The sequence below is a fragment of the Teichococcus wenyumeiae genome, assembly GCF_003696345.1.
GTDB lineage: Bacteria > Pseudomonadota > Alphaproteobacteria > Acetobacterales > Acetobacteraceae > Pseudoroseomonas > Pseudoroseomonas wenyumeiae.
The window spans coordinates 18,366-41,814 of the sequence record NZ_RFLX01000018.1 but is presented as its reverse complement, the minus strand read 5'-3'; the positions used below and the strand labels follow the sequence as shown (position 1 = coordinate 41,814).

The 23,449-nt window shown below is 66.9% G+C and carries 19 protein-coding genes and 3 pseudogenes; 18 read left to right on the top strand and 4 right to left on the bottom strand.

All coding sequences use genetic code 11. The annotated features are described in order from the left end of the window. Positions 1-61: 61 nt before the first annotated feature. Positions 62-2,335, bottom strand: coding sequence for a CDC48 family AAA ATPase (locus tag EBE87_RS19755; protein ID WP_120636506.1), 2,274 nt, complete (start codon positions 2,333-2,335; stop codon positions 62-64). A gap of 121 nt (positions 2,336-2,456) precedes the next feature. Then, positions 2,457-4,625, bottom strand: coding sequence for a histidine kinase dimerization/phosphoacceptor domain -containing protein (locus EBE87_RS19750; protein ID WP_120636505.1), 2,169 nt, complete (start codon positions 4,623-4,625; stop codon positions 2,457-2,459). A 163-nt stretch (positions 4,626-4,788) separates the two neighbouring features. Between EBE87_RS19750 and EBE87_RS28695 the strand changes: the two genes are divergently transcribed. The 11 genes and pseudogenes from EBE87_RS28695 (at position 4,789) to EBE87_RS19710 (ending at position 15,106) form a co-directional block, all read left to right on the top strand. Continuing rightward, the gene (locus tag EBE87_RS28695; RefSeq protein WP_158600787.1) at positions 4,789-5,994 is read left to right on the top strand and encodes a GAF domain-containing protein; all 1,206 of its coding nucleotides are present in this window, start codon (positions 4,789-4,791) and stop codon (positions 5,992-5,994) included. After that, a complete protein-coding gene (locus tag EBE87_RS19740; protein WP_147425918.1) occupies positions 5,991-6,410 on the top strand; it encodes a response regulator in 420 nt (139 codons plus the stop codon). The genes EBE87_RS28695 and EBE87_RS19740 overlap by 4 nt, the downstream gene beginning before the upstream one ends. Before the next feature lie 158 nt (positions 6,411-6,568). Beyond that, positions 6,569-7,083, top strand: a pseudogene (locus tag EBE87_RS19735) ((2Fe-2S)-binding protein). 26 nt (positions 7,084-7,109) lie between these two features. Next, positions 7,110-7,493 (top strand): molybdopterin cofactor-binding domain-containing protein, encoded by a 384-nt coding sequence (locus tag EBE87_RS29815; protein WP_233560137.1) that lies wholly within the window; start codon positions 7,110-7,112, stop codon positions 7,491-7,493. An 80-nt stretch (positions 7,494-7,573) separates the two neighbouring features. Then, a pseudogene (locus EBE87_RS29810) lies at positions 7,574-8,746 on the top strand (xanthine dehydrogenase family protein molybdopterin-binding subunit); the annotation flags it as partial. Further along, a pseudogene (locus EBE87_RS29805) lies at positions 8,746-9,108 on the top strand (molybdopterin cofactor-binding domain-containing protein); the annotation flags it as partial. The pseudogenes EBE87_RS29810 and EBE87_RS29805, both read left to right, overlap by 1 nt. Positions 9,109-9,144: 36 nt before the next feature. Continuing rightward, positions 9,145-9,405 (top strand): hypothetical protein, encoded by a 261-nt coding sequence (locus EBE87_RS29800; RefSeq protein ID WP_233553000.1) that lies wholly within the window; start codon positions 9,145-9,147, stop codon positions 9,403-9,405. A gap of 8 nt (positions 9,406-9,413) precedes the next feature. After that, positions 9,414-10,721, top strand: a complete 1,308-nt coding sequence (locus EBE87_RS19725; protein ID WP_120636503.1) for a c-type cytochrome — start codon at positions 9,414-9,416, stop codon at positions 10,719-10,721. Positions 10,722-11,495: 774 nt separating this feature from the next. Then, positions 11,496-13,037 (top strand): UbiA family prenyltransferase, encoded by a 1,542-nt coding sequence (locus tag EBE87_RS19720; protein ID WP_120636502.1) that lies wholly within the window; start codon positions 11,496-11,498, stop codon positions 13,035-13,037. 13 nt (positions 13,038-13,050) lie between these two features. Further along, positions 13,051-13,422 (top strand): DMT family transporter, encoded by a 372-nt coding sequence (locus tag EBE87_RS19715; RefSeq protein WP_147425916.1) that lies wholly within the window; start codon positions 13,051-13,053, stop codon positions 13,420-13,422. A gap of 25 nt (positions 13,423-13,447) precedes the next feature. Next, on the top strand, positions 13,448-15,106 hold the full coding sequence (locus EBE87_RS19710; protein WP_120636500.1) for a DUF6798 domain-containing protein: 1,659 nt from the start codon (positions 13,448-13,450) through the stop codon (positions 15,104-15,106). 100 nt (positions 15,107-15,206) lie between these two features. Here the strand turns inward: EBE87_RS19710 and EBE87_RS19705 are convergent, their stop codons facing one another. Continuing rightward, positions 15,207-16,124, bottom strand: a complete 918-nt coding sequence (locus tag EBE87_RS19705; RefSeq protein WP_120636499.1) for a LysR family transcriptional regulator — start codon at positions 16,122-16,124, stop codon at positions 15,207-15,209. A gap of 109 nt (positions 16,125-16,233) precedes the next feature. On the opposite strand from EBE87_RS19705, the gene EBE87_RS19700 reads away from it, so the two are divergent. From EBE87_RS19700 to EBE87_RS19670, 7 genes are all read left to right on the top strand, one after another. Continuing rightward, the gene (locus EBE87_RS19700; RefSeq protein ID WP_120636498.1) at positions 16,234-16,644 is read left to right on the top strand and encodes a cupin domain-containing protein; all 411 of its coding nucleotides are present in this window, start codon (positions 16,234-16,236) and stop codon (positions 16,642-16,644) included. Beyond that, on the top strand, positions 16,641-17,615 hold the full coding sequence (locus EBE87_RS19695; protein ID WP_120636497.1) for a Bug family tripartite tricarboxylate transporter substrate binding protein: 975 nt from the start codon (positions 16,641-16,643) through the stop codon (positions 17,613-17,615). The genes EBE87_RS19700 and EBE87_RS19695 overlap by 4 nt, the downstream gene beginning before the upstream one ends. Beyond that, entirely contained in the window at positions 17,612-18,736 is a 1,125-nt protein-coding gene (locus EBE87_RS19690; RefSeq protein ID WP_120636496.1) for a CaiB/BaiF CoA transferase family protein, read from the top strand. The genes EBE87_RS19695 and EBE87_RS19690 overlap by 4 nt, the downstream gene beginning before the upstream one ends. Continuing rightward, the gene (locus tag EBE87_RS19685; RefSeq protein ID WP_367605095.1) at positions 18,721-19,902 is read left to right on the top strand and encodes an acyl-CoA dehydrogenase family protein; all 1,182 of its coding nucleotides are present in this window, start codon (positions 18,721-18,723) and stop codon (positions 19,900-19,902) included. The genes EBE87_RS19690 and EBE87_RS19685 overlap by 16 nt, the downstream gene beginning before the upstream one ends. Positions 19,903-19,925: 23 nt before the next feature. Further along, the gene (locus EBE87_RS19680) at positions 19,926-20,387 is read left to right on the top strand and encodes a MaoC family dehydratase (protein WP_120636494.1); all 462 of its coding nucleotides are present in this window, start codon (positions 19,926-19,928) and stop codon (positions 20,385-20,387) included. Next, on the top strand, positions 20,387-21,241 hold the full coding sequence (locus EBE87_RS19675; protein WP_120636493.1) for an HpcH/HpaI aldolase/citrate lyase family protein: 855 nt from the start codon (positions 20,387-20,389) through the stop codon (positions 21,239-21,241). The genes EBE87_RS19680 and EBE87_RS19675 overlap by 1 nt, the downstream gene beginning before the upstream one ends. A 361-nt stretch (positions 21,242-21,602) precedes the next feature. Further along, complete coding sequence (locus EBE87_RS19670) at positions 21,603-22,427, top strand: MurR/RpiR family transcriptional regulator (RefSeq protein ID WP_120636492.1); 825 nt, start codon at positions 21,603-21,605, stop codon at positions 22,425-22,427. 3 nt (positions 22,428-22,430) lie between these two features. Here the strand turns inward: EBE87_RS19670 and iolG are convergent, their stop codons facing one another. Beyond that, a complete protein-coding gene (gene iolG, locus EBE87_RS19665; RefSeq protein ID WP_120636491.1) occupies positions 22,431-23,408 on the bottom strand; it encodes an inositol 2-dehydrogenase in 978 nt (325 codons plus the stop codon). Between the last annotated feature and the right edge of the window lie 41 nt (positions 23,409-23,449).

The following is a 23,449-nucleotide window of genomic DNA, read 5'->3' as shown; positions in this document are numbered from 1 at the left end:
CCCGGAGGCGTGCCATGCCGGTATGTTCCATTCCCATGTCAGGGGCTGGCCGATGATACCCTCACGTACCGTCGATATCGAAACCAATCCGGCGCCGCTGCATCGGCGCCTGCCGCTTCAGGCTGGTGCGCAGTTCCTCATATTGCTGCTCCATCTCCGCCGTCACCGACGCACGTGAATCCGACAGGGCCTTCTCGAACTCCGCCTGCCGGATGGCCGGTATGCCGAGATCCTGTCGCAGGGCCGAGAGGCCGGCGCGGCGCACCACGTCGCCCAGGTCGGCGCCGGTATAGCCATGGGTGCGGCGGGCGATCTCCGCCAGGTCCACATCCTCGGCCAGCGGCATGCCCTGGGTCTGGATGCGCAGGATCTGCTCCCGCCCGGCTTCATCCGGCACCGGGACATAGACCAGCTCATCGAAACGCCCGGGCCGGAGCAGCGCCGGGTCCAGCAGGTTGGGCCGGTTGGTGGCGCCGATCACCACCACGCCCTGCAATTCTTCCAGCCCGTCCATCTCCGCCAGGATGGTATTCACCACCCGCTCCGTCACCTGCGGCTCGCCCAGGCCACCGCCGCGTGCGGGCACTAGGCTGTCGATCTCGTCGATGAAGATGACGGTGGGCGCTACCTGCCGCGCACGGGCGAAGAGGCGGCTGACCTGCTGTTCCGATTCACCGAACCATTTGGACAGTAGATCGGAGGACTTGGTGGCGATGAAATTGGCATTCGCCTCCCGTGCCACCGCCTTGGCCATCAGCGTCTTGCCCGTGCCCGGCGGGCCGAACAGCAGGAAGCCCTTGGCGGGGCGGATGCCCAGCCGGCGGAAGGCCTCCGGGTGCCGCAAGGGCAGCTCGACGCCTTCGCGCAACTGCTCCCGCGCGGCGGCGACGCCACCGATATCCTCCCAGCGGACATTCGGCACCTGGATCATGATCTCGCGCAGCGCGGAAGGCTGGATGCGCTTCAGGGCGTTCTCGAAGTCGGCCCGGTAGACGCGCATTCCGGCCAGAACCTCAGGCGGGATGCCTTCCCGCAGGTTGATCTGCGGCAGCACGCGCCGCACCGCATCCATCGCGGCCTCCCGCGCCAGGGCGGAGATATCGGCGCCCACGAAGCCGTAGCTCATCCGTGCCAGGGCATCGAGGTCCACATCCTCGCCCAGCGGCATGCCGCGCGTGTGGATCGCCAGCACCTGGCGGCGTCCATCCTGGTCCGGCACGCCGATGATGATCTCGCGATCGAAACGGCCGGGGCGGCGCAGGGCCTCGTCCAGGGCATCGACGCGGTTGGTCGCGGCGATGACGACGACGTTCTGGCGCGGCTCCAGCCCATCCATCAGCGTCAGCAGCTGCGCGACGATGCGGCGCTCCACTTCCCCGCGTGCTTCCTCGCGCTTCGGGGCAATGCTGTCGATCTCGTCGATGAAGATGATCGAGGGCGCCCGCTTGCCGGCATCCTGGAAGATGTCGCGCAGCCGCTGCTCGGACTCCCCGTAATGGCTGCCCATGATCTCGGGGCCGGCGATGCTGAAGAAGGTGGCTTCTGATTCATTGGCCACCGCCTTGGCCAGCAGCGTCTTGCCGGTGCCTGGCGGGCCATGCAGGATCACGCCTTTCGGCGGATCGATGCCGAGGCGCTGGAACAGTTCGGGGTGCCGCAGCGGCAGCTCCACCATCTCCCGCACCTGGTCCACCGCGTCGCCCAGGCCGCCGATATCGTCGTAGGTGACATCGGCGCGGCGCGTCTCCTTGGGCTCCACATATTGCGGCAGCAGCTCGATCTCGGTTTCCGGCTCGATGCGCACGATGCCCTTGGGCGCGGTGCCGACGATGCTCAGGCGGATTTCCTGCAAGGCGAAAGCCTGGCGGTCATAGAACTGCCGGAAGAATTCATCGGGCTGCCCGCCGGGCGCGCCGCGCTGATAGACGGAGGTGGAGACCACATCTCCCGCCACCACCGGCCGGCCGACAAAGGTGCGCCGCAGGGCATCGCCTGAGCCGGAAAGCCGCAGGTTCTTCTGCGCCGGCGCAACCGTCACGCGCGCTGCCGGCCGGGCCTGCACGCGCCGCACCTCGATCCGCTCCCCGGCCGAGACACCCGCGTTGGCCCGTTGCAGCCCGTCGAGGCGGATGATCTCGAGGTCCTCGTCCTCCGCGAAAGGGACGACGGCGATGGCGGCGGTATGGCGCTGGCCAATGATTTCCAGCACGTCGCCCTGCTGCATGCCCAGGTTCTGCATCACCTTGCGGCTGATGCGGGCGATGCCCTTGCCGACATCCTCGGGTCGGGCGTTCGCGACCTGGACCTGCGTACCTCTCGGCTCAGCGTCTGCCATGATCTCGTCACCTCCACAGCCTGCCTTCGGCCGTGTGATGCGAGGCTTCACGACCCGGGTCGCGGGGTTAACGGCCAGCCGGGCACATGGTTACGGCGGCTTCAGGGCGCCCGGGCCACCATCAGGCCAGGGCGTCGATCGGGACCATCACGATGGCGCGCAGGCCGGGGTGGTTGGGCGCGAATTCCAGCTCGCCGTCCAGCCCGGAGGTCAGCATCTCGATCATGCTGCTGCCGAAGCCCTTGCCCGGCTTCACCGACCCGGTTCCCTGGTCCGCCACCACAAGTCGGATGCGGCTGCCATGCTGTTCGACGCTGATGGAGATCGGACCCTCCGCGCCGTCATAGGCATATTTGCCGGCATTGATCACTAACTCCGTCAGGATCAGCCCGAGATGGATGCTGCGGTCGGCGGACATCAGCACCGGCGCCAGGTCCACCCGCATCTGGCGGACCCAGCCATCGCCCATGGACTGCGCCAGGTCGTTGCACAGCTCATTCAGGTAGCGGCCCAGGTCCACCGTCTCCATCTGCTCGTCGCGATAAAGGCGGCGATGCACCAGGGAGACGGCCGCAAGCCGCCGCCGCGCCTCGGAGAGATAGGCCGTCAGGCGGGCGTCGTCGTTCTCATGCGCCTGCAGGGCCATGTAGGAGGAAACCAGCTGCAGGCTGTTCTGGACGCGGTGGTTGACCTCCCGCATCAGGTAGTCTTTCTGCAGCAGCAGGTGGTCACGCTCGCGCAACGCGCTGTCCAGCTCCTGGTTGAGGCGCATCAGTTCACGCTGGCGGTAAGTGTCCGCGATGCCGTCGCGCAGCCGCACGGCGGCCGCGACATCCGCCAGGCTCCAGGGCTCGGAGCGGCCGCGTACGGTTTCGTGCCAGTCCGCGAAGGAGGCGCGGGGGGTCAGCATGGCGCCGGGCGGCAGATCGACGCCCTTGTGCGGATTGCCGGCCCAGTTCACCAATTCCACCTTCTCCGCCCGGAACCACAGCAGCGTGCCCTCCAGGGCGCCGCCCAGCGGAATGGCCAGAAGCCCGCTGCCGATCGCCGTGAAATCACGCGCCGGGGCATGCTGCCGTGCCAGTTCATGGCTGCGGAACGGGGTCTGGGCCCCGTGGTGCCGCACCCGCTCGACCAGCCCCGGCCAGTATTGCCGGTCCGGCACATGGCCCGCCGAGGCATGGCCATCCGCCATCAGGGCCAGGAAGCCGCTGGCGCCGAGCATCTGCATCAGGTCGCCGGAGAGGTCCTGCATGACCTCCGCGGTGACGCCCTGGCGGCCCAGCCGGGCCAACACCGCATCTTCGGCGGAGCGCAGGCGCAGCTGCTCGCGGTAGATCTCGGCTTCCTCGCGGGCGCGGATCTGCCGCGCCAGCCCGCCGGCCAGGGCGCGGCAGGCGGCGCGCGCCTCATAGCTCATGCCGCGCGGCCTGCGGTTGTGGCAGGCGATCAGCCCCCAGAGCACGCCATCCTGCACGATGGAAATGGAGGCGCTGGCATCCAGTCCCATGTTCCTCATGTATTGCAGGTGGATGGGCGAGACGCTGCGCAGCGTCAGGTCGCTCATGTCCAGGTCGGCCATGGTGCCCGAGGCCGTGCGCAGCGGCGCGGGCGTGTAATGCACGTCCGGGATCACCCGCACCCGGTTGCGGATATAGAGCCGCCGCGCCTGCTGCGGCACATCCGAGGCAGGGAAGTGGTGGTTCAGGAAGCTCGGCAGCCCGGGGTCCCGTGCCTCGGCGATCACCGCGCCGCTGCCATCGTCGAGGAAGCGGTAGATCATCACCCGGTCGAAGCCGGTGATCTGGCGGAAAGTCAGGGCGGCATGGTCGCAGAGCGAGGCGAGGCTGCTGGCACGCTCGAAGGCCGTGGCGGCGCGGTCCAGCGACAGCAGCGTCTCGGTGGCCGACATCACCTCCGGCGAGGCCGGCTCCAACTCCACCACGATAAAGGGGCCGCTGCGGTGCAGCGAGGCATCGAAGGTTTCCATGGGGCCGCGCAGGCCGGTCAGGTGCAGCAGGCCACCAGGGCCGGGCTGCACCTCAGCCAGCATCCGGGCCAGGTCCCGGCCTAGCACCACGCTCAGCGCGTGGCCCAGCCATTCGGGCCGGAGCCGGGTTTCCAGTTCCCCGGCCCCGGCCACCACCACGAGGGAAGCAGCATCAGCGACAAGGAGGAGGCCATGGGGCTGGATGGCCCCAGGAACATGGATGGGCTCTCGGTCACAAGATGCCAGGCTGGCCGCGGTGATGACCGATGGTTCAGGGATAAGCCGCGCTTCGGAAACCATGGAACACCTTAGCACGGATACCATGCACAGCGAGGAAAACCGCCCGGGCGGTGGGCAGTGGTGGTTCTTTTCGATTTGGAAACAGAAACTTACAAGGCACAGAGGGCGTATTTCCGCCAAGACCAAGGTGGACCTGCGGCCTGTTTTTCGCCATAATCGGTGGATGAATCGGCTCGAGATGACCATGGAAGCCCCTCCGGCGGCCGCTGCCAGCCCGGAACCCGTGGCCAGCCAGGTCACCGCCCTCACGCAAGGCCGCCCCTTGCGCTTTCTGGCCTTGATCGCCGAGGCCGCCGCGCAACTGCTCGCGGCCGAGGACTCCTCGGGCATGGTGGATGACCTCTTCCGCCTGATTCAGAGGGAATTGCGGCTGGATGTCTTTTTCAACTACCGCGTCACGGAAGACGGGCGGTTGGAACTGGAAGCCCATGGCGGCCTGACCCCGGACGAGGCCGCGGCCGGTGCGACGCTGGACATCGGCCAGGCCATCTGCGGCCAGGTGGCGCGGAACCGGAAGCCCTGCCATGCGGTGGCGGTGCAGAGGTCCGATGACCCCATGGTCGCCTTTGTCCGCCAGGTCGGGCTGGATGCCTATGCCTGCACCCCGCTGGTGCAGGGCAATGAACTGCTGGGCACGCTGGGCTTTGGCCGCCGCTGGGCCGAACGGTTCGACGAGGACGAGCTCAGCTTCCTGCATACCGTCTGCCAGTACGTGGCCCTGGCCAAGCACCGGTTGAGGACGGAACAGGAGCTCCGCCAGGCCCTGGCGGTGCAGGAAGGGCTGTTGCAGGAGCTGAACCACCGCGTCCGCAACTCGCTGCAGCTCGTGATCGGCGTGCTCGCCATGGAGGAGAGCGACGCCCAGCCCGAATGCCGCATGGCCATTGCCGGGGCGCGGCAGAGGATCCTGGTGATAGCCTCGGTGCATCAGCGCCTTTACGGCAGGTCGCGGCTGCAAGGCATCGAGATCGGCGGCCTGCTGCGGGATCTCGCCGCCAGTGCCAGCGCCGGCAGCGGCCCCGTGCCTGTCGAATGCGAGATCGACGGCACTTGCGTGCTGCCGGTGGAACGCGCCGTGGCGCTGGCGCTGATCTTCGATGACCTGCTGCGGACACGGCTGGCTGCGCAGCCCGAGGCTGATCTTTCCCCCGTCATCTGCGCGCTGGAGCAACTGTCCGACAACCGTCTGCGCCTACGGCTGGAAGGCAGCGCACCCGCCAGCGCGGCCGGGCAGCCGCCGGCCAGGGCCGCGGGCCGGGTGCTCAAGGCATTGATCCACCAGCTACGGGCGAAGCTGACGGGGCATCCGGCCCAGGACCAGCGCTGCATCCTCGAACTCTCCCTAGGTGAGCGATTGGACGTTGCGTGACCACAGGCGCGGACCGACCCCTGCGCATCCTCGTGATCGAGGACGAGGCGATCGTGGCCATGCTGATCGGCGATGTCATCGAATGCATCGGGCATGTGGTGGCCGGCATCGCCGATACCATGGCCGATGCCATTCAACTCGCCAGCAGTGAGCAGCCGGACCTCGCGCTGTGTGACATCAAGCTGCTGGGCGGCGACAGCGGGCTGGATGTCGCGGCGGCGCTGAAGCCGATGAACATTCCCTGTATCTTCATCAGCGGCAATTGCCCGGCGCCGGAAGTGGGGCAGGGGCTGGCCATCGGCTGCGTCGTGAAGCCTTTTCGCCCCGGCGCGGTGGGGGATGCCATTCGTATCGCCGCCCGCGTGAAGGCAGGCCAGCCGCCCGGCGCCATTCCAGTGGGCATGATGCTCTACTGAGCAGGCCGCGCACCAGCTGCCGTAACGGCAGGGGTGTCTGCCGCATTACACTCAGTCGTGCACTGCGCCGCCGCAGCCGAAGCCTCGTTATTTCATTCAGCCAGAACAAGGCCGCGGGTCGCGGCAAGGCCCTTGCCGGCTGCCGCCTAGCCGCCGTGATGCGCCGGACCGGCTGGTTACGAGGTGGTCATGATCTCTCTCGCGGTGACGGGTCCAACCATGAGGTCGATGTCCCACCGGACATGCCGCTGCTGTGGGTTCTGCGTGACGTCATTGGCCTCACGGGTACCAAGTTCGGCTGTGGCATTGCCAATGCGGCGCTTGGACGGTGCATCTGGATGGCAAGCCTGTCCGTGCCTGCATCCTGCCGGTGGGTTCCGTCGGCACCCGAACGGTAACGACCGTGGAGGCCGTGGGGCAGAGCCCGGCGGGCAAGAAGATCCAGGAAGCCTGGATCGGGCTCGATGTACCGCAATGCGGTTATTGCCAGTCGGGCCAGGTCATGTCGGCGGCGGCGCTGCTGGAGCGTGTGCCGCAGCCCAGCGACGCCGATACCGATTCCGCCATGTCGGGCAATATTTGCCGCTCCGGCACCTATCCGCGCATCCGCGCTCCGCGCATCCGCGCCGCCATCAAGCAGGCGTCGCAGGCGTCGCAGGCGTCGCAGGCATGACGGGCGCGGGCAAGGAGATGGCGCCGATGATGACAGGCACATCCTATGGCCGGGTGGAACCGGCTGCGATGCCGCGACGTGGCCTGCTGGGCGCCGGCCTCGTGCTGGCCTTCGCCGCCCTCGGGCGCAGGAAGGCGCATGCGGCGGGCGAGCAGCCTGGGCTGCAATCGCTGCAGAACGAAGCTGGCGGCGGCAAGACAGGGGATGCATTCCAGGGCTTCTCACCCGGCGGTTTCATCCGCATCGCCCCCGATGGCGGCGTGACGCTGATCATGCCGAATGTCGAGATGGGCCAGGGCATCTACACCGCCGAGGCCACCCTGCTGGCCGAGGAGCTGGAAGTCGGGCTGGACCAGGTGACGCTGGAAGCCTCGCCCCCCAATGAGGAACTCTACAGCAGCCGCTGCTGAAATCGCAATCCACCGGCGGCTCCACCTCCGTGCGCGGCGCCTGGGTGCCGCTGCGGCAGGCCGGTGCCGCGGCGCGCACCATGCTGATCGGCGCCGCTGCCGCCCGCTGGGGTGTGCCAGCCGCCGAATGCACGGCGCAGCGCGGCGTGATCACCCACGGCCCTAGCGGCCGCAGCCTGCGCTATGGCGAGCTGGTGGAAGACGCCGGGCGCCAGCCGGTGCCGAAGGACGTGCCGCTGAAGGAGCCGGCACAATGGCAGATCATCGGCAAGCCGGTGAAGCGCCTGGATACGCCGAGCAAGACCGATGGCAGCGCCGTCTTCGGCATCGACATCCGCTTGCCGGATATGAAGGTGGCGGCTGTTTCCGCCTGTCCGGTCTTCGGCGGCAAGCTGAGGGGGTTGGACGAGGCCGCCGCCCTTGCGACGCCGGGCGTGCGGGACATCATCCGCATCGAGGACGCCGTGGCGGTGGTGGGCGACCACTACTGGGCGGCGAACCAGGGCCTGCGCGCCCTGAGGATCGACTGGGACAACGGCCCCAACGCCAAGCTGTCGAGCCGCGAGCTCATCGGGAAGCTGCGCGGGGCCTATGGCAAGCGCCCTGCGGTGCAGGCGCGGCATGATGGCGATGTCGATGGTGCCCTGGCCCGCGCCACGAAGCGCGTGGAAGCTGCCTACGAGCTGCCCTTCCTGGCCCATGCGACAATGGAGCCGATCAATACCAGCATCCATGTCCGTCCTGACGGCTGCGACATCTGGGTCGGCATGCAGGTGCCGACCGTGGCGCAGAGCATCGCCGCCAAGGTGCTGGGACTGCCGCCGGAGAAAGCCGCAATCCATAATCAGCTGATCGGCGGCGGCTTTGGCCGCCGGCTGGTGGCGGATTCCATCGGACAGGCCGCTGTCATCGCCAAGCAGGTCAGCTACCCGCTGAAGATCGTCTGGAGCCGCGAGGAAGATATCCAGCACGACTTCTACCGCCCCGCCTATTACGACCGGCTGACCGCCGGGCTAGGGCCGGACGGGCTGCCGGTTGCCTGGGTCGACCATGTCATCGGCGGCTCGGTGATGGGCAACTACTTCCCGGGCGGATTGCCGGAGGGCAAGCTAGATGCGGATGCCGTCGAAGCCGCCTTGCAACCGCCCTACGACCTGCCCGCCGTGCATGTGGACTGGACGCGGGAGGACCCGCCGGTGCCCATCACCTGGTGGCGCGGCGTCGGGCCGGCCCATAACGTCTATGTCGTCGAATGCTTCATGGACGAGCTGGCGCATGCCGCTGGCCGCGATCCCGTCGATTACCGCCGGCGTTGCTGGGAAAGCTGCCACGCGCCCGCGCGGTGCTCGACCTCGCCGCCGAGAAATCCGGCTGGGGCACACCACTCCCGGCCGGCTACGGGCGCGGTGTCTCGCTGCATGACAGCTTCGGCAGCTATCTCGCGGTGGTGGTGGAAGTCGCTGTCTCCGACCTGGGCGAGGTCAAGCTGCGGCGCGTGGTGGCGGCGGTGGACTGCGGCCAGATCGTCAATCCCGACACCGTCGCGGCGCAGATCGAGGGCGGGCTCGTCTTCGGGCTTTCCGCCGCGCTCTACAGTGACATCACCTTTGAAGGTGGCCGTGTACAGCAGAGCAATTTCAACGATTACCGCATGATGCGCATCAATGAGACGCCGCCGATCGAGGTCCACCAGATCCGCAACAACGAGAATCCAGGCGGCATCGGCGAGAATGGCACCGTCTCGGCGGCGCCGGCCCTGGCCAATGCGGTCTTCGCGGCCACCGGCAAGCGGCTTCGGCGCTACCCGATCGACCGGCGGGAACTGATCCGCACCGATAACAGCACGCGCACCTCATCCCTCTCGCTCAGACCGGGCCGTGATGTCGCGGCGCTCGCGCCGGCCGGGCGGTAGAAGCACCGATGCGCCGCATAGGTTTGGCCATCCTGGCCGTGATCGTCGTCGTGGCTGTGGGTGCCGCAGCGTTCTTCTTTTGGCCGGCGCGGCTGGAGGATGTCAGCGAAGCAAGGTCGCGCGTGCCAGCGGGCGAGGCCACCATCCGCCGGGGCGAATACATCGCCCGCGCGGCCGATTGCGAGGCCTGCCATACGCTGGGCAATGGCACGCGCTACGCGGGCGGGCTGCCGTTCCACCTGCCCTTCGGCACCATCTATGCCACCAATATCACGCCCGACAAGGAAACCGGTATTGGCGAGTGGAGCGATGCAGAGTTCGTCCGCGCTCTGCACCATGGCGTCAGCCGCGATGGCCGGAACCTTTATCCCGCCTTTCCTTATGCCGCCTATGCCATGATGAGCACCGAGGATGCCCTGGCGCTGAAGGACTACCTCTTCAGCCTGCCGCCGGCGCAATCGGTCACGCCCGCTCCCGAACTAAGTTTTCCGTTCAATCAGCGCTACGTGATGCGCGCCTGGAACCTGCTGTTCAAGCCTGCGCCCGGCTTTAAGCCAGATCCGAATCAGTCGGAGGAGTGGAACCGCGGTGCCTATCTGGTCGAGGGGTTGGGGCATTGCGGCGAATGCCACACGCCGCGCAACCTGATGTACGCGCTGGATAGCAGCAAGAACTTCTCCGGTGCCATCACTGCGGGCTGGAAAGCCTACAACCTGACCTCAGACAAGGAATTCGGCATCGGTGGCTGGTCGGACCAGCAGATTGCCGACTACCTTTCCAAGGGCTATGCAGAAGGACGCGGCGCCGCTTCCGGCAGCATGGCGGAGGCGGTGGAATACAGTCTGCGCTTCCTGACCCCGGAAGATATCCACGCCATGGTGACCTACCTGCGTAGCATCCCGCCGCAGCGTGGTGAAGGCGATGTGCCTGTTATGCTGGACCCGCCAGCCGTTCGCGCCCCCAATGCCTTCAGCCCGTTGCCTGAGGAGTTGAAGGAGGCGTCACTGGGCCTGGCGCTTTTCCAGGGCGCCTGCGCCAGTTGTCATGGCTGGAATGGCGAGGGGCTGCAGCGCCCGCATGCGGCGCTGATCGGCGGCCAGTCCGTCAACGACCCGAGGGGCACCAATCTGTTGCAGGTCATCCTGCATGGCAGCCACATGAAGACTAACGAGGGTGATGTCTTCATGCCCTCTTTCGGCCATGCCTATCTGGATACCGAGATCGCCGCGTTGGCCAACTACGTCATCGGCCATTTCGGCGGTAAGCAATCTGCCATCACCGCTGCGGATGTGGCGGCGGCGCGCAAGCTAGACTAGCGCCCGTGCATCACGAGCTTCGTTCCGCCAACCTCTGCCGGCAAGGAGCAGCAGATGGTCGGCTTTCAATCTTCTGGACCTTTCACGCTCCGCGCCTGTGGCTGAGCCCTGCCACCCGGGGCGCAAATTCTGCTTCCATGCCCGACGTCAACGCTTGCAGGCGCCGGCCTTGTACTGATGCGCGATGTTGCGGTGACCATTCTGCATCGTTGTGCCCTGGTTTGACATAAGGGGCGCGGGCGCCAGTTACCACGCGGTCCGGTCAATCTTCCTTGAGGGTAGGCATCGCGGACGTGCAGGGCGATGCGGAGGCTCAGCCGCTGTTCAGCCAGAGGCTGGTCCGCAGCGCGCCTTGCTCCCCACCATCCGGACACCTCGAAGTGCCCGGTGCGGTGCATCCTCTGCGAGCAGGATCGCGGCCTCAGGCTGTGACGTGCCCCTGCTGATGGAGCCGGGTCGCCGGCGTTGGGCGGTGGGTGCCGCTCTTCCTGGGCGCTGTGGGGTTATGCGGGCGCAGTTCGGGTGCTGAGCCACGCCAGGCGGCTGAAGTTGTAGGCGATAGTGAATCAGTTTCGCGTCTCAGCAGCGAGGTTTCTCGAAGTGTCCACCTGCCGCTCGGCATCTGTACCGCCTTCAAGGGTAAACTTACGCTCAAGGTAATAAATCATGGATCCGCCTCATTCGCTCATGAAGCCGCTGCCTCAACATTTGGTCGGCAGAGGTAGCGAGGCTGACACAGGCCAGCTGCCCTGAAATTGCGCAACCAGACAGAATATGGTCGGATCAGTTCACAGAGGCAAAAGCGAGGCCGATACCGTGCTCCACCATGCAGCCGCCGATGCGCCCATTGATGTGGCTCCACAGGATCTGCGGAATATCACGCCAGCCTCCCCGCTCTGTGTTGACCTCGATGGCACGCTCACCCCGTCCGATACGCTGGTGGAGGGCGTACTGGCGCTCTTGGGCAGCAGGCATCTGTTCTGGGCCTTGCATGGCCTGCTGAAAGGTGGACGCGCGCTCCTGAAGCAGCGGGTAGCGGAAGTCAGCCTGATGGATGCCACCCTGCTGCCCTACAATACCAACCTGCTGACCTACTTGCAGGAGCAGAAGCGCAGAGGCCGCCGGCTGGTGCTGGTCACGGCCGCTGACGCCAGCGTGGCACGCAGCGTGGCCGAGCACCATGCAGGGCTCTTCGATGAAGTCCTCGCCTCCGATGGCAGCCTCAACCTCAAGGGCGAGGCCAAGGCACAGGCATTGGTGGAGCGTTTCGGTGCCAAGCAGTTTGTCTATATCGGCAATGACGCGACAGACGTAGCCATCTGGCGTGTCGCTCAAGCCGGTATCCTGGTCAATGCGAGCCGCCGCACCGCCGCCGCCGCGCGCTTGGCGACAAAGGTCGAGGCCGAGTTCAGGCGAGAAGCCCCAATACCTATGGCGCTGCTACGTGCCATGCGGCCGCATCAATGGGCCAAGAACGTGCTGGTGATCGTTCCGGTCTTCACCGCCCATGCCGCCACGGACCTGAGCAACTGGATATCCGCGCTCATCACCTTTGTGGCTTTCTGCGCCACAGCCTCCGGGATCTACCTCTTCAATGACCTGACCGATCTTGCCGCAGATCGCCGGCATCCGCGCAAGAGGATGCGCCCCTTTGCCAGCGGCGCGGTGCCGCTGACCGCAGGCTTCCTGGCAGGGGCAGCATTGCTGTGCACCGGCTTGCTGCTGGCCGCGCTGGCAGGGGCGCTGCTGGTGCTGTTGCTCTACGCGGTTCTTTCCCTCGCCTATTCGATGAAGCTTAAGGAATTGCCGCTGGTCGATGTTTTCGTGCTGGCGGCGCTCTACACCGTGCGGATCGTGGCAGGTGGCGAAGCGACCGGGCACACCATTTCCCTCTGGCTGATCTGCTTCTCCAGCTTCCTCTTCCTCAGCTTGGCGCTGGTGAAGCGGGTGGAGGAGCTGCAATCCGCGGCAGGGCAAGGTAAAAGCTCCATCTCCCGCCGCGGCTATACGCCAGAGGATGCCCCCATTCTGCGCGGCTTCGGCTGCGCCTCGTCCTTCGCGGCCAGCCTCGTCCTGGCGCTGTTCGTGCAGTCAGAAGCCCTGCAACAGCAGCATTACGCCTCGCCGGCTCTGCTCTGGGCTGTGGTGCCGCTGGTGCTCTTCTGGCAGTGCCGCCTTTGGCTGTCAGCCGCGCGTGGATACATGCATGACGACCCGATCATCTACGCGGCCCGCGACTGGGTATCCTGGGTGGTTGCCCTCTGCGTCTTCATCGTACTCATGGCGGCCAAGTCGGTCAGCTGGTTCGGGTCGTGACGGGTCTCCTGGCATGAATTCGTCCACTCTGGCGCTCATCCTGATCAGTGTCGCGATGTCGGCAGCGGCGCAGGTCTTGCTCAAGTTCGGGGTGCAGGCAGCGCGGCCGGCACCGGGGGCGGAACTGTCTTTGCTGGCCGCGCTGTTCCGCACGCTCTTCCATCCCCTGGTGATCGGCGGTCTGGCGCTCTACGGGCTCGGGGCGGTGCTCTGGCTTGGCGCCCTGGCACGCACGGAACTCTCCAAGGCTTATCCCTTCGTCAGCCTCGGCTTCGTGCTGACGGCCGTGGCCGGCGCTCTGTTGTTCAATGAGGGACTCGGGATGCTTCGTATCTCCGGCATTGCCCTGATCGTGGTTGGGGTGGTCCTTGTTTCGCAGAGTTAAAAGTGTCGTCAGTTCCCGCCTTCCGATGCATCCCCTGGTGCTGGCAACACTGGCAGGGGCAATCTCAATCGGCCTGCAGGGTTTTGCCTTTGGCATCAACAACAACGTTTTCCATATCCCCATTGTGCTGGGATACCAGCACCTCGCGCAGTTCGCTGGCGACCCTGCCATCCAGTCGTTAAACCGCTTCGCCTCGCCTATTTATCCTGCTCTGGCGCTCGTGGCTGACGAGGGCAACATCGAAGGCCTTTTCCTGGCCTGCCACATCCTCACCCGTGTTCTGACTTTCCTGGGCTTGATCCTGATCGTCACTGCCTCGGGAGTACGGGGCGGCTGGCGGTTGCTGTTGGCGCTGGCGGCGCTGGTACTGGCAGGGGGCCTCTACGGCTTTTCACCGATGGGCGGCGGTGGGCTGTTACTGAATTATTTCACCCATAGTGAATTGTCCGGCGCCTTCGCGTTGCTGGCTATAGCCGGGCTGCTGCGGGGGCGACTGGTGCTCGCGGCTGGACTCTCGGGCATCGCCTTCGCGCTCAATGCCTTCGTCGGCATCTGGATGCTGGTGCCCGTGGGGCTGGGCCTGCTCGCGCCATTGTCCGGCTGCGAAGAGCCACGCCCCAGGCTGCTTTCCTGGTTGCGCAGGGTGCTGTTGGCCGGGCTGGCCTTTGCCGTGCCTGCCCTCCCGGTGGCGATATGGGTGCTGCGCTCCGGCGCCGGAGAGGCGGCTGGCGATCCCTTCAACTACCGCGAGTACCTCTACTTCTACTTCGGTAAGCACTTCTTCGTGCAGGCGTCGAGCGCGAAGGAGATTCTAGAATCCGGCTCGGCAGTGCTGGCGGGGCTGGCCGCGCTGCTGATGCTGCCGAACTGGCGCAGGGCCGTGCTACCTATGGCCGGACTGTTGCTGGTGCTGGCAGTGGGCGCCGTGGTCGGGCTCGGCGCCAGTGCGCGGCTGATCCTCAACTTGCACCTGCTCCGCGTTGATGCCCTGCTCATGATGCTGTCTGCCGCATATGTGGCTGCCGCTGTGGCGCTGCTGTTGCAGCCCGCCTGGAACAGGCACACCCTGGCCGCTCTGCTGGCCCTGATAGGGTTGCTCAGTGGCATCTGGCTTATGAGCGCGGCAGCCCTGGCAGGTCTAAGGCTAGCGAGGGCAGGTAAGGCGGCTGACCCGGCACTTGGCCCGTTGCGAACAACCGTTCCGGTGGTCTGCATCGTCATCTTGCTCGGCGCGGCTTTGCATCAGGGCATCTCGCTACGCCAGAGCCTGGCCGCCGACGCCATCCCCGACGAAGCCGATCTCGAAGGCGCGCGCCCTGGTACCCCGGAGTGGCTCGACATGCAGCGATGGGCGAGGCAGAACACGCCTGTTGAAGCGCGCTTTCTGCTGCCGCCGTGGCCCAGCGGCTTCCGGATCGGCGCGCAACGCTCGGTCTGGGTCGATTTCAAGCAAGGTGCCACCGCTATGTGGGCGCCGGAAACCTATGCCGAGTGGCGGCAGCGCGTGGATGAGATCCGCACGCTTCGTCGCCTGCCTGAGCGTTGCGCTTATGCCCGCGCCCATGGGCTGGACTACGTCATTGTTGACCTTCGCCCAGGTAAAATGCCGCCTCTGGATGGCAGCACGGCCGTTCCGCTCTACGGGAACCGCTTCTTTCGCGCCTATGATGCGACGGCCTGCTAGGGGGCGGTATGAAGGCGGCGCGGTGAGGGACGCCTACAAGCTGTGCCCCTTCCTTCACAGCGCCCAGGCTAACCTGTTCCGCAAGGCTGCGTAGTCAGGCCTAGGCTCCAGCTCGGCCTCCATCGGCGGAGTGGTCGATCACCTCTCGCAGCGTCTCAACCAGTGCTTCGGCCGAGGGCGGGAGGGAGCGGTCGCTGCGGCAGATCAGGCTGACCGTGCGGCAGATGTGTGGATGACCGATCGGGCGCACCGCCAGCTCCGGCGCCATGGCGATCTCAGCGGCGGAGGAAGGGATCAGCACGATCCCGAGCCCGGCGCGTGCCATGCTGACCAACGTACCTGTGTGCACGGCCTCCTGGGCCGGAGCGACGATATGCCCGGTCCTGGCGAAAGCATCGTCCACCAGCTGGCGGATGGAGCTATTGGTCTCCAGCAGCAGCAGCCTTTCTTTCGCCAGGGCGGGAAGGGGGATCAATGGCATCGCCGCCATGGCATGGCCGGGGGGCAGCATGGCCATGATCTGGTCCTGGAACAGCCGCTGCAGCGATAGCTCGCCGCCCGGCTGCAGATCCGTCGCGATGCCGAAGTCCACCTGCCCGGACCGGACCTGCTCATAAACCTCGCCGGTCACCGCCTCGCGCACCCGCACCTGGAGGTTCGGGTGGCTGGCATGAAGCCGCGCGATGGCGCCCGGCAGCAGGCCGGAAGCCACGGAAGGCAGAACCGCCAGCCGCACCACGCCACGGCGGCGCGCGGCAAGGTCCTGCAGGCTGGCAATGGTGTGGTCGAGTTCCTGCAGCAGGGGCTCCAACGAGCGCGCCAGTTCCCGCCCAGCGGCTGTCGGCTCGGCGCCACGCGGCGTGCGGTCGAGCAGCTTGAGCCCTAGGCCCATCTCCAACTGGCGGATCTGCACGGTCAGCGCGGGCTGCGTGATGTTCAGCAGCCCGGCTGCGCGGGTGAAGCTGCCGTAACGTAGCACCGTGTTGAAGGCACGCAGCCCTTTGAGTGTAACGGACATAATTGTTTTCTATGGCATGAGCAATTTATTTCAATTGATTTATAGGGTCTGGGCGCCCCGAATTCCCTGGTGAATCGCCCCTTTGAAGGCGGAACCCAGGGAGAAGCCGATGTCCACGACAACGGAACGCCGCTATTTCGTCCGCCCGGAGGATGTGCCGGGCTATAGCCCCGCCAACCACACCGGCACGGTGAACCGGCGGCTGATCGGGCCGGAGACGGTGGGCGCCAAGACCATGGAGGTGCTGCTCGGCAGCATCGAGGCAGGGCAGGGCGCCTTGCCGCATGCGCATCCAGGCATGGAACAGGCCTGCTACATCCTGTCCGGCCGCGCCCGCGCCGAGATCGGCGGCCAGAGCCGCGAGATTGGGCCTGGCGAGATGTGCTTCTTTCCGGCCGGGGAGGAACATATCTTCACCGTCGTCGGCACGGAGCCGGTGAAGCTGCTGGTCATCTATTCGCCGCCCTATGGCGAGGACCCCGCCAAGGTCGTCCGCCGCGCCGGGGACATGCACGCATGATCCGCCGCCGCAGCCTGCTTGGCGCCGCCATGGCGCTGCCGGCCCTTCCCGGGTTGGCGCGGGCGCAGGGCGCCGAATGGAAGCCGGACCGCCCCATCACGCTGGTGGTGCCCTTCGCCGGCGGCAGCGGCACGGATGCGGTGGCCCGTATCCTCGCCGAACTGCTGGGTGCGCGGATCGGGGTGCCGGTGGTGGTGGACAACCGCGCCGGCGCCAATGGCACCATCGCCGCCGTGCAGGCGGCCCGTGCGGCGCCGGATGGCACCACGCTCTTTGTCACCACCAACACCACCCATTCCGCCAATCCGTCGCTGATGAAGCGCATCGACTATGACCCCGTGGCGGATTTCACGCCCGTGGCCCGCGTCGGCAACCTGCCCTTCATGCTGGTGGTGGGCGAGGAGGTGAAGGCGCGCAGCCTGCGGGACCTGCTGGAGATGGCGCGCAAGTCCCCGGGCCAGGTCAGCTATGCCAGCGGCAACAGCACCGGCATCGTCGCCGGTGCCACCATGGCGCGGATGGCCGGCGCCGAGATGCTGCATGTGCCCTACCGTAGCACCCCGCCGGCCATGACCGATGTTATGGCCGGGCGCGTGACCTGCATGTTCGTCGATATCGCGGCGGGCCTGGCCAATGTGCAGGCCGGCAAGCTGCGCGTGTTGGCAATGAGCACGAAGGAGCGCTCGGCACTGATGCCGGAGTCGCCTTCGATGGCCGAGGCCGGGCTCGAGGGCTTCGACATCACCTCATGGAACGGCGTCTTCGGCCCCGCGAAGATGCGGCCGGAGATCGTCGCGACCTTGAATGCAGCCATCCGCCAGGCCATTGATCGGCCGGAAGTGAAGCAGCGCTTCGCTGCCATCGGCTTCGAGGCCTTCTCGGGCCCACCGGAGACGCTGGACAGCTTCGTCCGCGCCGAGCTGGTGAAGTGGCGGGAACTGATCGAGGCCGCCGGGATCGAGAAGGAATGACCGTACTCGCCGGCCTGCGCGTGCTGGATGCCAGCACGGTGGTGATGGGCCCCTATGCCACGCGGCTGCTGGCCGACCTCGGTGCCGAGGTGCTGAAGGTCGAGCCGCCCGAGGGCGACGTGATGCGCCGGGCCGGGCAGGGCGGCGCGATCTTCGCGCATCTGAACCGTGGCAAGCGCAGCGTGGCGCTGGACCTGAAGGCTCCGGAAGGGCAGGCGGAATTCCGCCGCCTGGCCTCGGGAGCCGATGTGCTGGTGCACAACATGCGCCCCGAGGCGGCCGCACGCCTCGGCCTGCGCCAGAACGACCTGGCGGCGTTCAACCCCCGGCTGGTGGTTGCCTGCGCCTATGGCTATGGCGCCGGAGGGCCTTATGCCGCCCGCCCGGCCTATGACGACCTGATCCAGGCGGCGAGCGGCCTGGCCGATACCATCGGCCGTGCCGCGGGCGATGGCGAGCCGCGCTACGTGCCGCTGACCCTGGCCGACCGCGTGGTCGGCACGCATCTGGCCTTCGCCATCGTCGCCGCCATCGCTTGCCGGGAACGCACCGGCGTGGCCCAGCAGGTGGAGGTGCCGATGTTCGAGACTTTCGCCGGCCTGGTGGCTGGCGACCACCTCGGCGGGATGAGCTTCGACCCGCCCGAGGGCGAGCCCTATTACCCGCGCCTGATGTCACCGCAGCGCCGGCCCTACCGCACGCGGGATGGCTGGATCGCCGTGCTGCTCTACACCGACGCCCACTGGCGCCGCTTCTTCGCGTTGATCGGGCGGGAGGATGCGCTGCAGGACCCGCGCCTCGCCACCCATGCGGCGCGGCAGGCGGGCATTGACCACGCCTATGCCCAGGTGGCCGAGGCGCTGGCGCATCGCGACACGGCGGAATGGATGCAGCTTCTCTCAGAAGCCGATATCCCCGCCGCGCCGGTCAATGACATCACCGCGCTGCGCCAGGACCCGCACCTGAATGCCACCGGCTTCTGGCAGGACGTGGCGCTGCCCGATGGCCGCACCCTTCACACCACCGCGCCCTTCGGCCGCTGGTCGGCGACGCCGCCCGCGCCGCCCGGACCACCGCCTGCCTGGCCCGCACCCGGCACCGCCGCATGGGAGACGACTTGATGGACTTCACCTTCACCCCCGAGCAGGATGCACTCCGCGAGGCTATCGTCCGTATCTGCGCGGGCTTTGGCGACGAATACTGGCTGCAGCGCGACAAGGACGGTGCCTTCCCGCGCGAGTTCTGCGCGGCGCTGGCGAAGGATGGCTGGCTCGGCATCTGCATGCCGGAGGAATATGGCGGCGCCGGCCTCGGCATCACCGAAGCGGCCATCATGATGCAGGCCATCGCGCAGTCCGGCGCCGGCATGACCGGGGCCTCGGCGGTGCACATGAACATCTTCGGGCTGAACCCGGTGGTGGTCTTCGGCACCGAGGAGCAGAAGCGCCGCATGCTGCCGCCGCTGATCGCGGGCCAGGAGCGTGCCTGCTTCGCCGTTACCGAGCCGAATACCGGGCTGGACACCACGCAGCTGCGCACGCGCGCCGAGAAGCGTGGCGACCGCTACGTGGTGAATGGGCAGAAGATCTGGATCTCGACGGCGCAGGTGGCGGAAAAGGTGTTGATCCTGGCACGCACCACGCCGCTCGATCAGGTGAAGCGCCGCACCGAGGGGCTGAGTCTTTTTTACACCGACCTCGACCGCAGGCATGTCGATGTGCGCGAGATCGACAAGATGGGCCGCAAGGCCGTCGATTCCAACGAGGTTTTCTTCGACAACCTGGAAGTGCCGGAGGAGGACCGCATTGGCGAGGAAGGCCGTGGCTTCGAATACATCCTGCACGGCCTGAACCCGGAACGCATCCTGATCGCCGCCGAGGCCGTGGGGCTCGGCCTTGTCGCGCTGGAGCGCGCGACGAACTACGCCAAGGAGCGCCGCGTCTTCGGCCGGCCCATCGGGCAGAACCAGGCCATCCAGCACCCCCTGGCTGCCAACTGGATGGAGCTTCAGGCAGCGCAGCTGATGATCCTGCAAGCCGCCTGGCGCTACGACCGTGGTCTCTCCTGCGGTGCCGAGGCCAATGCGGCCAAGTATCTCGCTGCCGAAGCCGGCTTCAAGGCCTGCCAGCAGGCGGTAATGACCCATGGCGGCTTCGGCTACGCCCGCGAATACCATGTGGAGCGCTTCCTGCGCGAGGTAATGATCCCGCGTATCGCGCCCGTCAGCCCGCAGCTCATTCTCTGCTTCATCGCGGAGAAGGTGCTGGGCCTGCCGAAATCCTATTGAGCTGGCAACAAAGGAGAACCGGCATGGCTGGTCTGTGGTTCGAGGAACTGGTCGAGGGCCTGGTGGTGGATGCCGAGTGGCGGCGCACGCTGACGGACTCCGACAATACCTTCTTCTGTGGCATGACCATGAATGTGGCGCGGCTGCATCTGGATGCCGAATACATGAAGGACAGTGAGTTCGGCCGTCCGCTGATGAACTCGCTTTTCACGCTCGGGCTGATGATCGGCATGAGCGTGCACAACACCACCAATGGCACGGCCGTGGCCAACCTGGGCATGACGGACGTGCGCTTCCCTGTGCCGGTCTTTGCAGGTGACACACTCGGGGTGCGCACCACGGTGCTCGGCGCGAGGGCCAGCAAATCCCGCCCCGACGCAGGGATCGTGACGCTGCTGCACGAGGCCTATAACCAGCGTGACGAGGTGGTCGCCCGTTGCGAACGTGCGGTGCTGGTGCATCGCCGCCCGGCGGAGGCGGCGTGATGCGGCTGCGCAACCTGCTCTTCGCGCCTGGCGATTCCGCGCGCAAGCGGGACAAGGCCCTGGCCAGCGCGGCCGATGCCGTAGTGCTGGACCTGGAGGACGCGGTCGGGCCCGAGAACAAGGATGCCGCGCGTGCGGAAGTCGCGGCCCTGCTGCCTGGACGGACGAGGCGCGAGGTGGTGGTGCGGATCAATGCGCGCACCACGTCCTGGTATCTGCGTGACCTCGCGGCCGTGGTGCCCGGCGCGCCCCTGGCGGTGATGCTGCCGAAGTGCACGGGGCCGCAGGATGTCTGGGCCCTGGATCATCACCTGGAAGCGCTGGAGACCGCCGCCGGCCTGGAAGCCGGGCAGATCGGCGTGCTGGCGCTGGTGACGGAAACGGCAGCCTCGCTGCACGGGCTCGACTACCGCGATGTGCCGCCGCGCCTGAAGGCCCTGTGTTTTGGGGCGGAGGATCTCTCATCCGATCTGGGTGTGGTGGCGCGGGATCCGCAGGGTCGCTACGCCGCGCCGGTACGCCAGGCACGCGCGGCCTTTCTGCTGGCCGCCGGCGCGGCGGGGCTGCCCGCCATGGACACGCCCTTTCCCGACCCGCGCCAGCCGGAAGCCCTGGTGCGCGAGGCTGCCGAGGCCGCGCGGGATGGTTTCGCCGGCAAGCTGTGCATCCATCCGGACCAGCTCGGCCCGGTAGCCGCGGCCTTCACGCCGGATGCGGCGCGGCTGGAATGGGCGCGGAAGGTGGCCGCAGCCTTCACGGCCCAGCCTGAAGCGGGGGTCATCTCGCTGGATGGGCAGATGGTGGAGCGCCTGCACCTCCGCCTCGCGCGCCGCATACTCGAAGCGGCCCTCTAGGCGGGCCGCCAAAGCAGGTTCTGCCAGCAGCTGCGCCAGCCTCAGGGCTCCGGCCTGCAGGAATGGCAAGCTCTGGCAGATGCGGCCTGCCAGGGCCTTCCGGGCGCAGGTGCCGCTATCAGCGTTCAAGGAAGCGTATCAGTTCCAGAATGCCAGAAAAACAGCAGCTTGTTCTGCGGCATCACGGCAGGCTCTGCCGCTTCGGGGCTGGCACGTGATGCAGACCGGTATCTGGAATAAAAATTCTATAGCGGGCAGCGATCTCGCTTTAATGGAATTGTTCACTCGCTGCGGTCTGGGGTATGGGACGGCAAGCCGTCCTCATCAGCCCCGCGTGCCAAGGCCAGGAACCAGCAAGTACATGACGTCGGAGCCAGTCCGGGAGTTCAAGGCACTGCGCGAGGAACTGGCGCGGCGCCATGCCGGCCTCCCCCGCCGCCTGAAGCAGGTGGCCCGCTTCGCGCTGGACCATCCGGATGAGATGGCCCTTGGAACCGTGGCCGAGGTTGCCCGGAGCGCCGAAGTGCAGCCTTCGACCCTGGTCCGTTTTGCCCAGTCCTTCGGCTATGGCGGCTTCTCCGACATGCAGCAGGTGTTCCGGACCCGGCTGCGGGACCGCTGGCCCGATTACCGGGAACGCCTTGAGACACTGCGCGCGACCGCGACGGCGACCGGTGGCCCGGCGATGCTGCTGGACGGCTTCGTCGATGCTTCCATCGCTTCGCTCAGCCGCCTCCGCGAGACGGTGGGAGAGGAGGAACTGGAGGCAGCGGCCAATATCCTCGCGCAGTCCGAGACCTTGTACCTGCTGGGCCAGCGCCGTGCCTTCGCGGTGGTGAGCTATCTGGCCTATGCGCTTGGCAAGCTGGGCATTCGCGCCGTGCTGCTGGACAATGCCGGCGGGATGTTGGCGGAACAGGCCGCCCTGGTGCAGGCCGGCGATGCGCTGCTGGTGGTCAGCTTCACGCCCTATACCCCGAGCACCGTCGATGTCGCAGGCGCTATCTCCCACCGGGGCGTGCCAGTGGTGGCCATCACAGACTCAACCTTCAGTCCCCTGGTTCCGCTGGCGAAGGCCTGGCTGGAGGTGGCGGAGGCTGACAATGGTGCCTTCCGCTCCCTCGCGGCCAGCTTCGCCGCGGTCCTCACCTTGGCGGTGCTTGCCGCCGAGAAGCGGGGTGGTTGAGGCTCAAAGCGAAACCGGCCTTCCGCTGCGGGCAGATTCCGTCGCGGCATCCGCCAGGATCAGCGCGCGCAGCCCGTCCTCTCCACCTGGCCCGGCGGGGGTTCCGTCCAGCACTGCGGCTACGAAGGCATCCAGTTCGGCGCGATAGGCCGCGTCGTAGCGTTCCAGGAAGAAGGGAAGGGCGGGCTCGGTGGTGAAGCCGTTCCTGCCTGCTGCTTCGACCGTGGTGGAGGTCATGTTGCCGGCGCGGAGGAGCCCCTCCGACCCATGTGCCTCGATGCGCTGGTCATAGCCATAGGTGGCGCGCCGTGAATTGCTGATCTGGCACAGCTTGCCGCTTGCGGTTTTCAGGGTGACCACCGCCGTATCCACATCCCCCGCCTCGCCGATCGCCTTGTCGACCAAAGCGGAGGCGGCTGCGTAGAGTTCGACCGGCTCTTCGCCCAGCAGGAAACGAGCCATGTCGAGATCGTGGATCATCATGTCGCGGAACAGCCCGCCCGACTGCGCCACATAACTGGCCGGAGGCGGGGCAGGGTCGCGGCTGGTGATGGTCAACAACTCAAGGTTGCCGATCTCGCCGGCGGACAGCCGGCGCCGCAGGCTGGCAAAGCTGGGATCGAAGCGCCGGTTGAAGCCGACCATCAGCGGCGTGCCGGCACGCTCGACAACAGCCAGGCAATCGCGCACGCGGGCAATGGAAAGATCGATCGGCTTCTCGCAGAACACCGCGCAGCCGGCGGCGGCGGCGCGCTCGATATAATCCGCATGGGTCGGGGTTGGGGAGCCGATCAGCACCGCATCGGCCTTGAAGGCTTCCTCCAACGGGATGGCACCGGCGCCACAGCTCTCCGCCAGGCTGCTGGCGGCTTGGCTATCGGTGTCACTGACCCCGGCGAGCCGCGCCCGCGGGTGAAGCGCGATATTGCGGGCATGGATGCGGCCGATCCGGCCAGCGCCGATGACGGCGATGCTGAGCATGGACGTTTCCTCTGCGCTTCCGCCATCGTATTGATATGTGT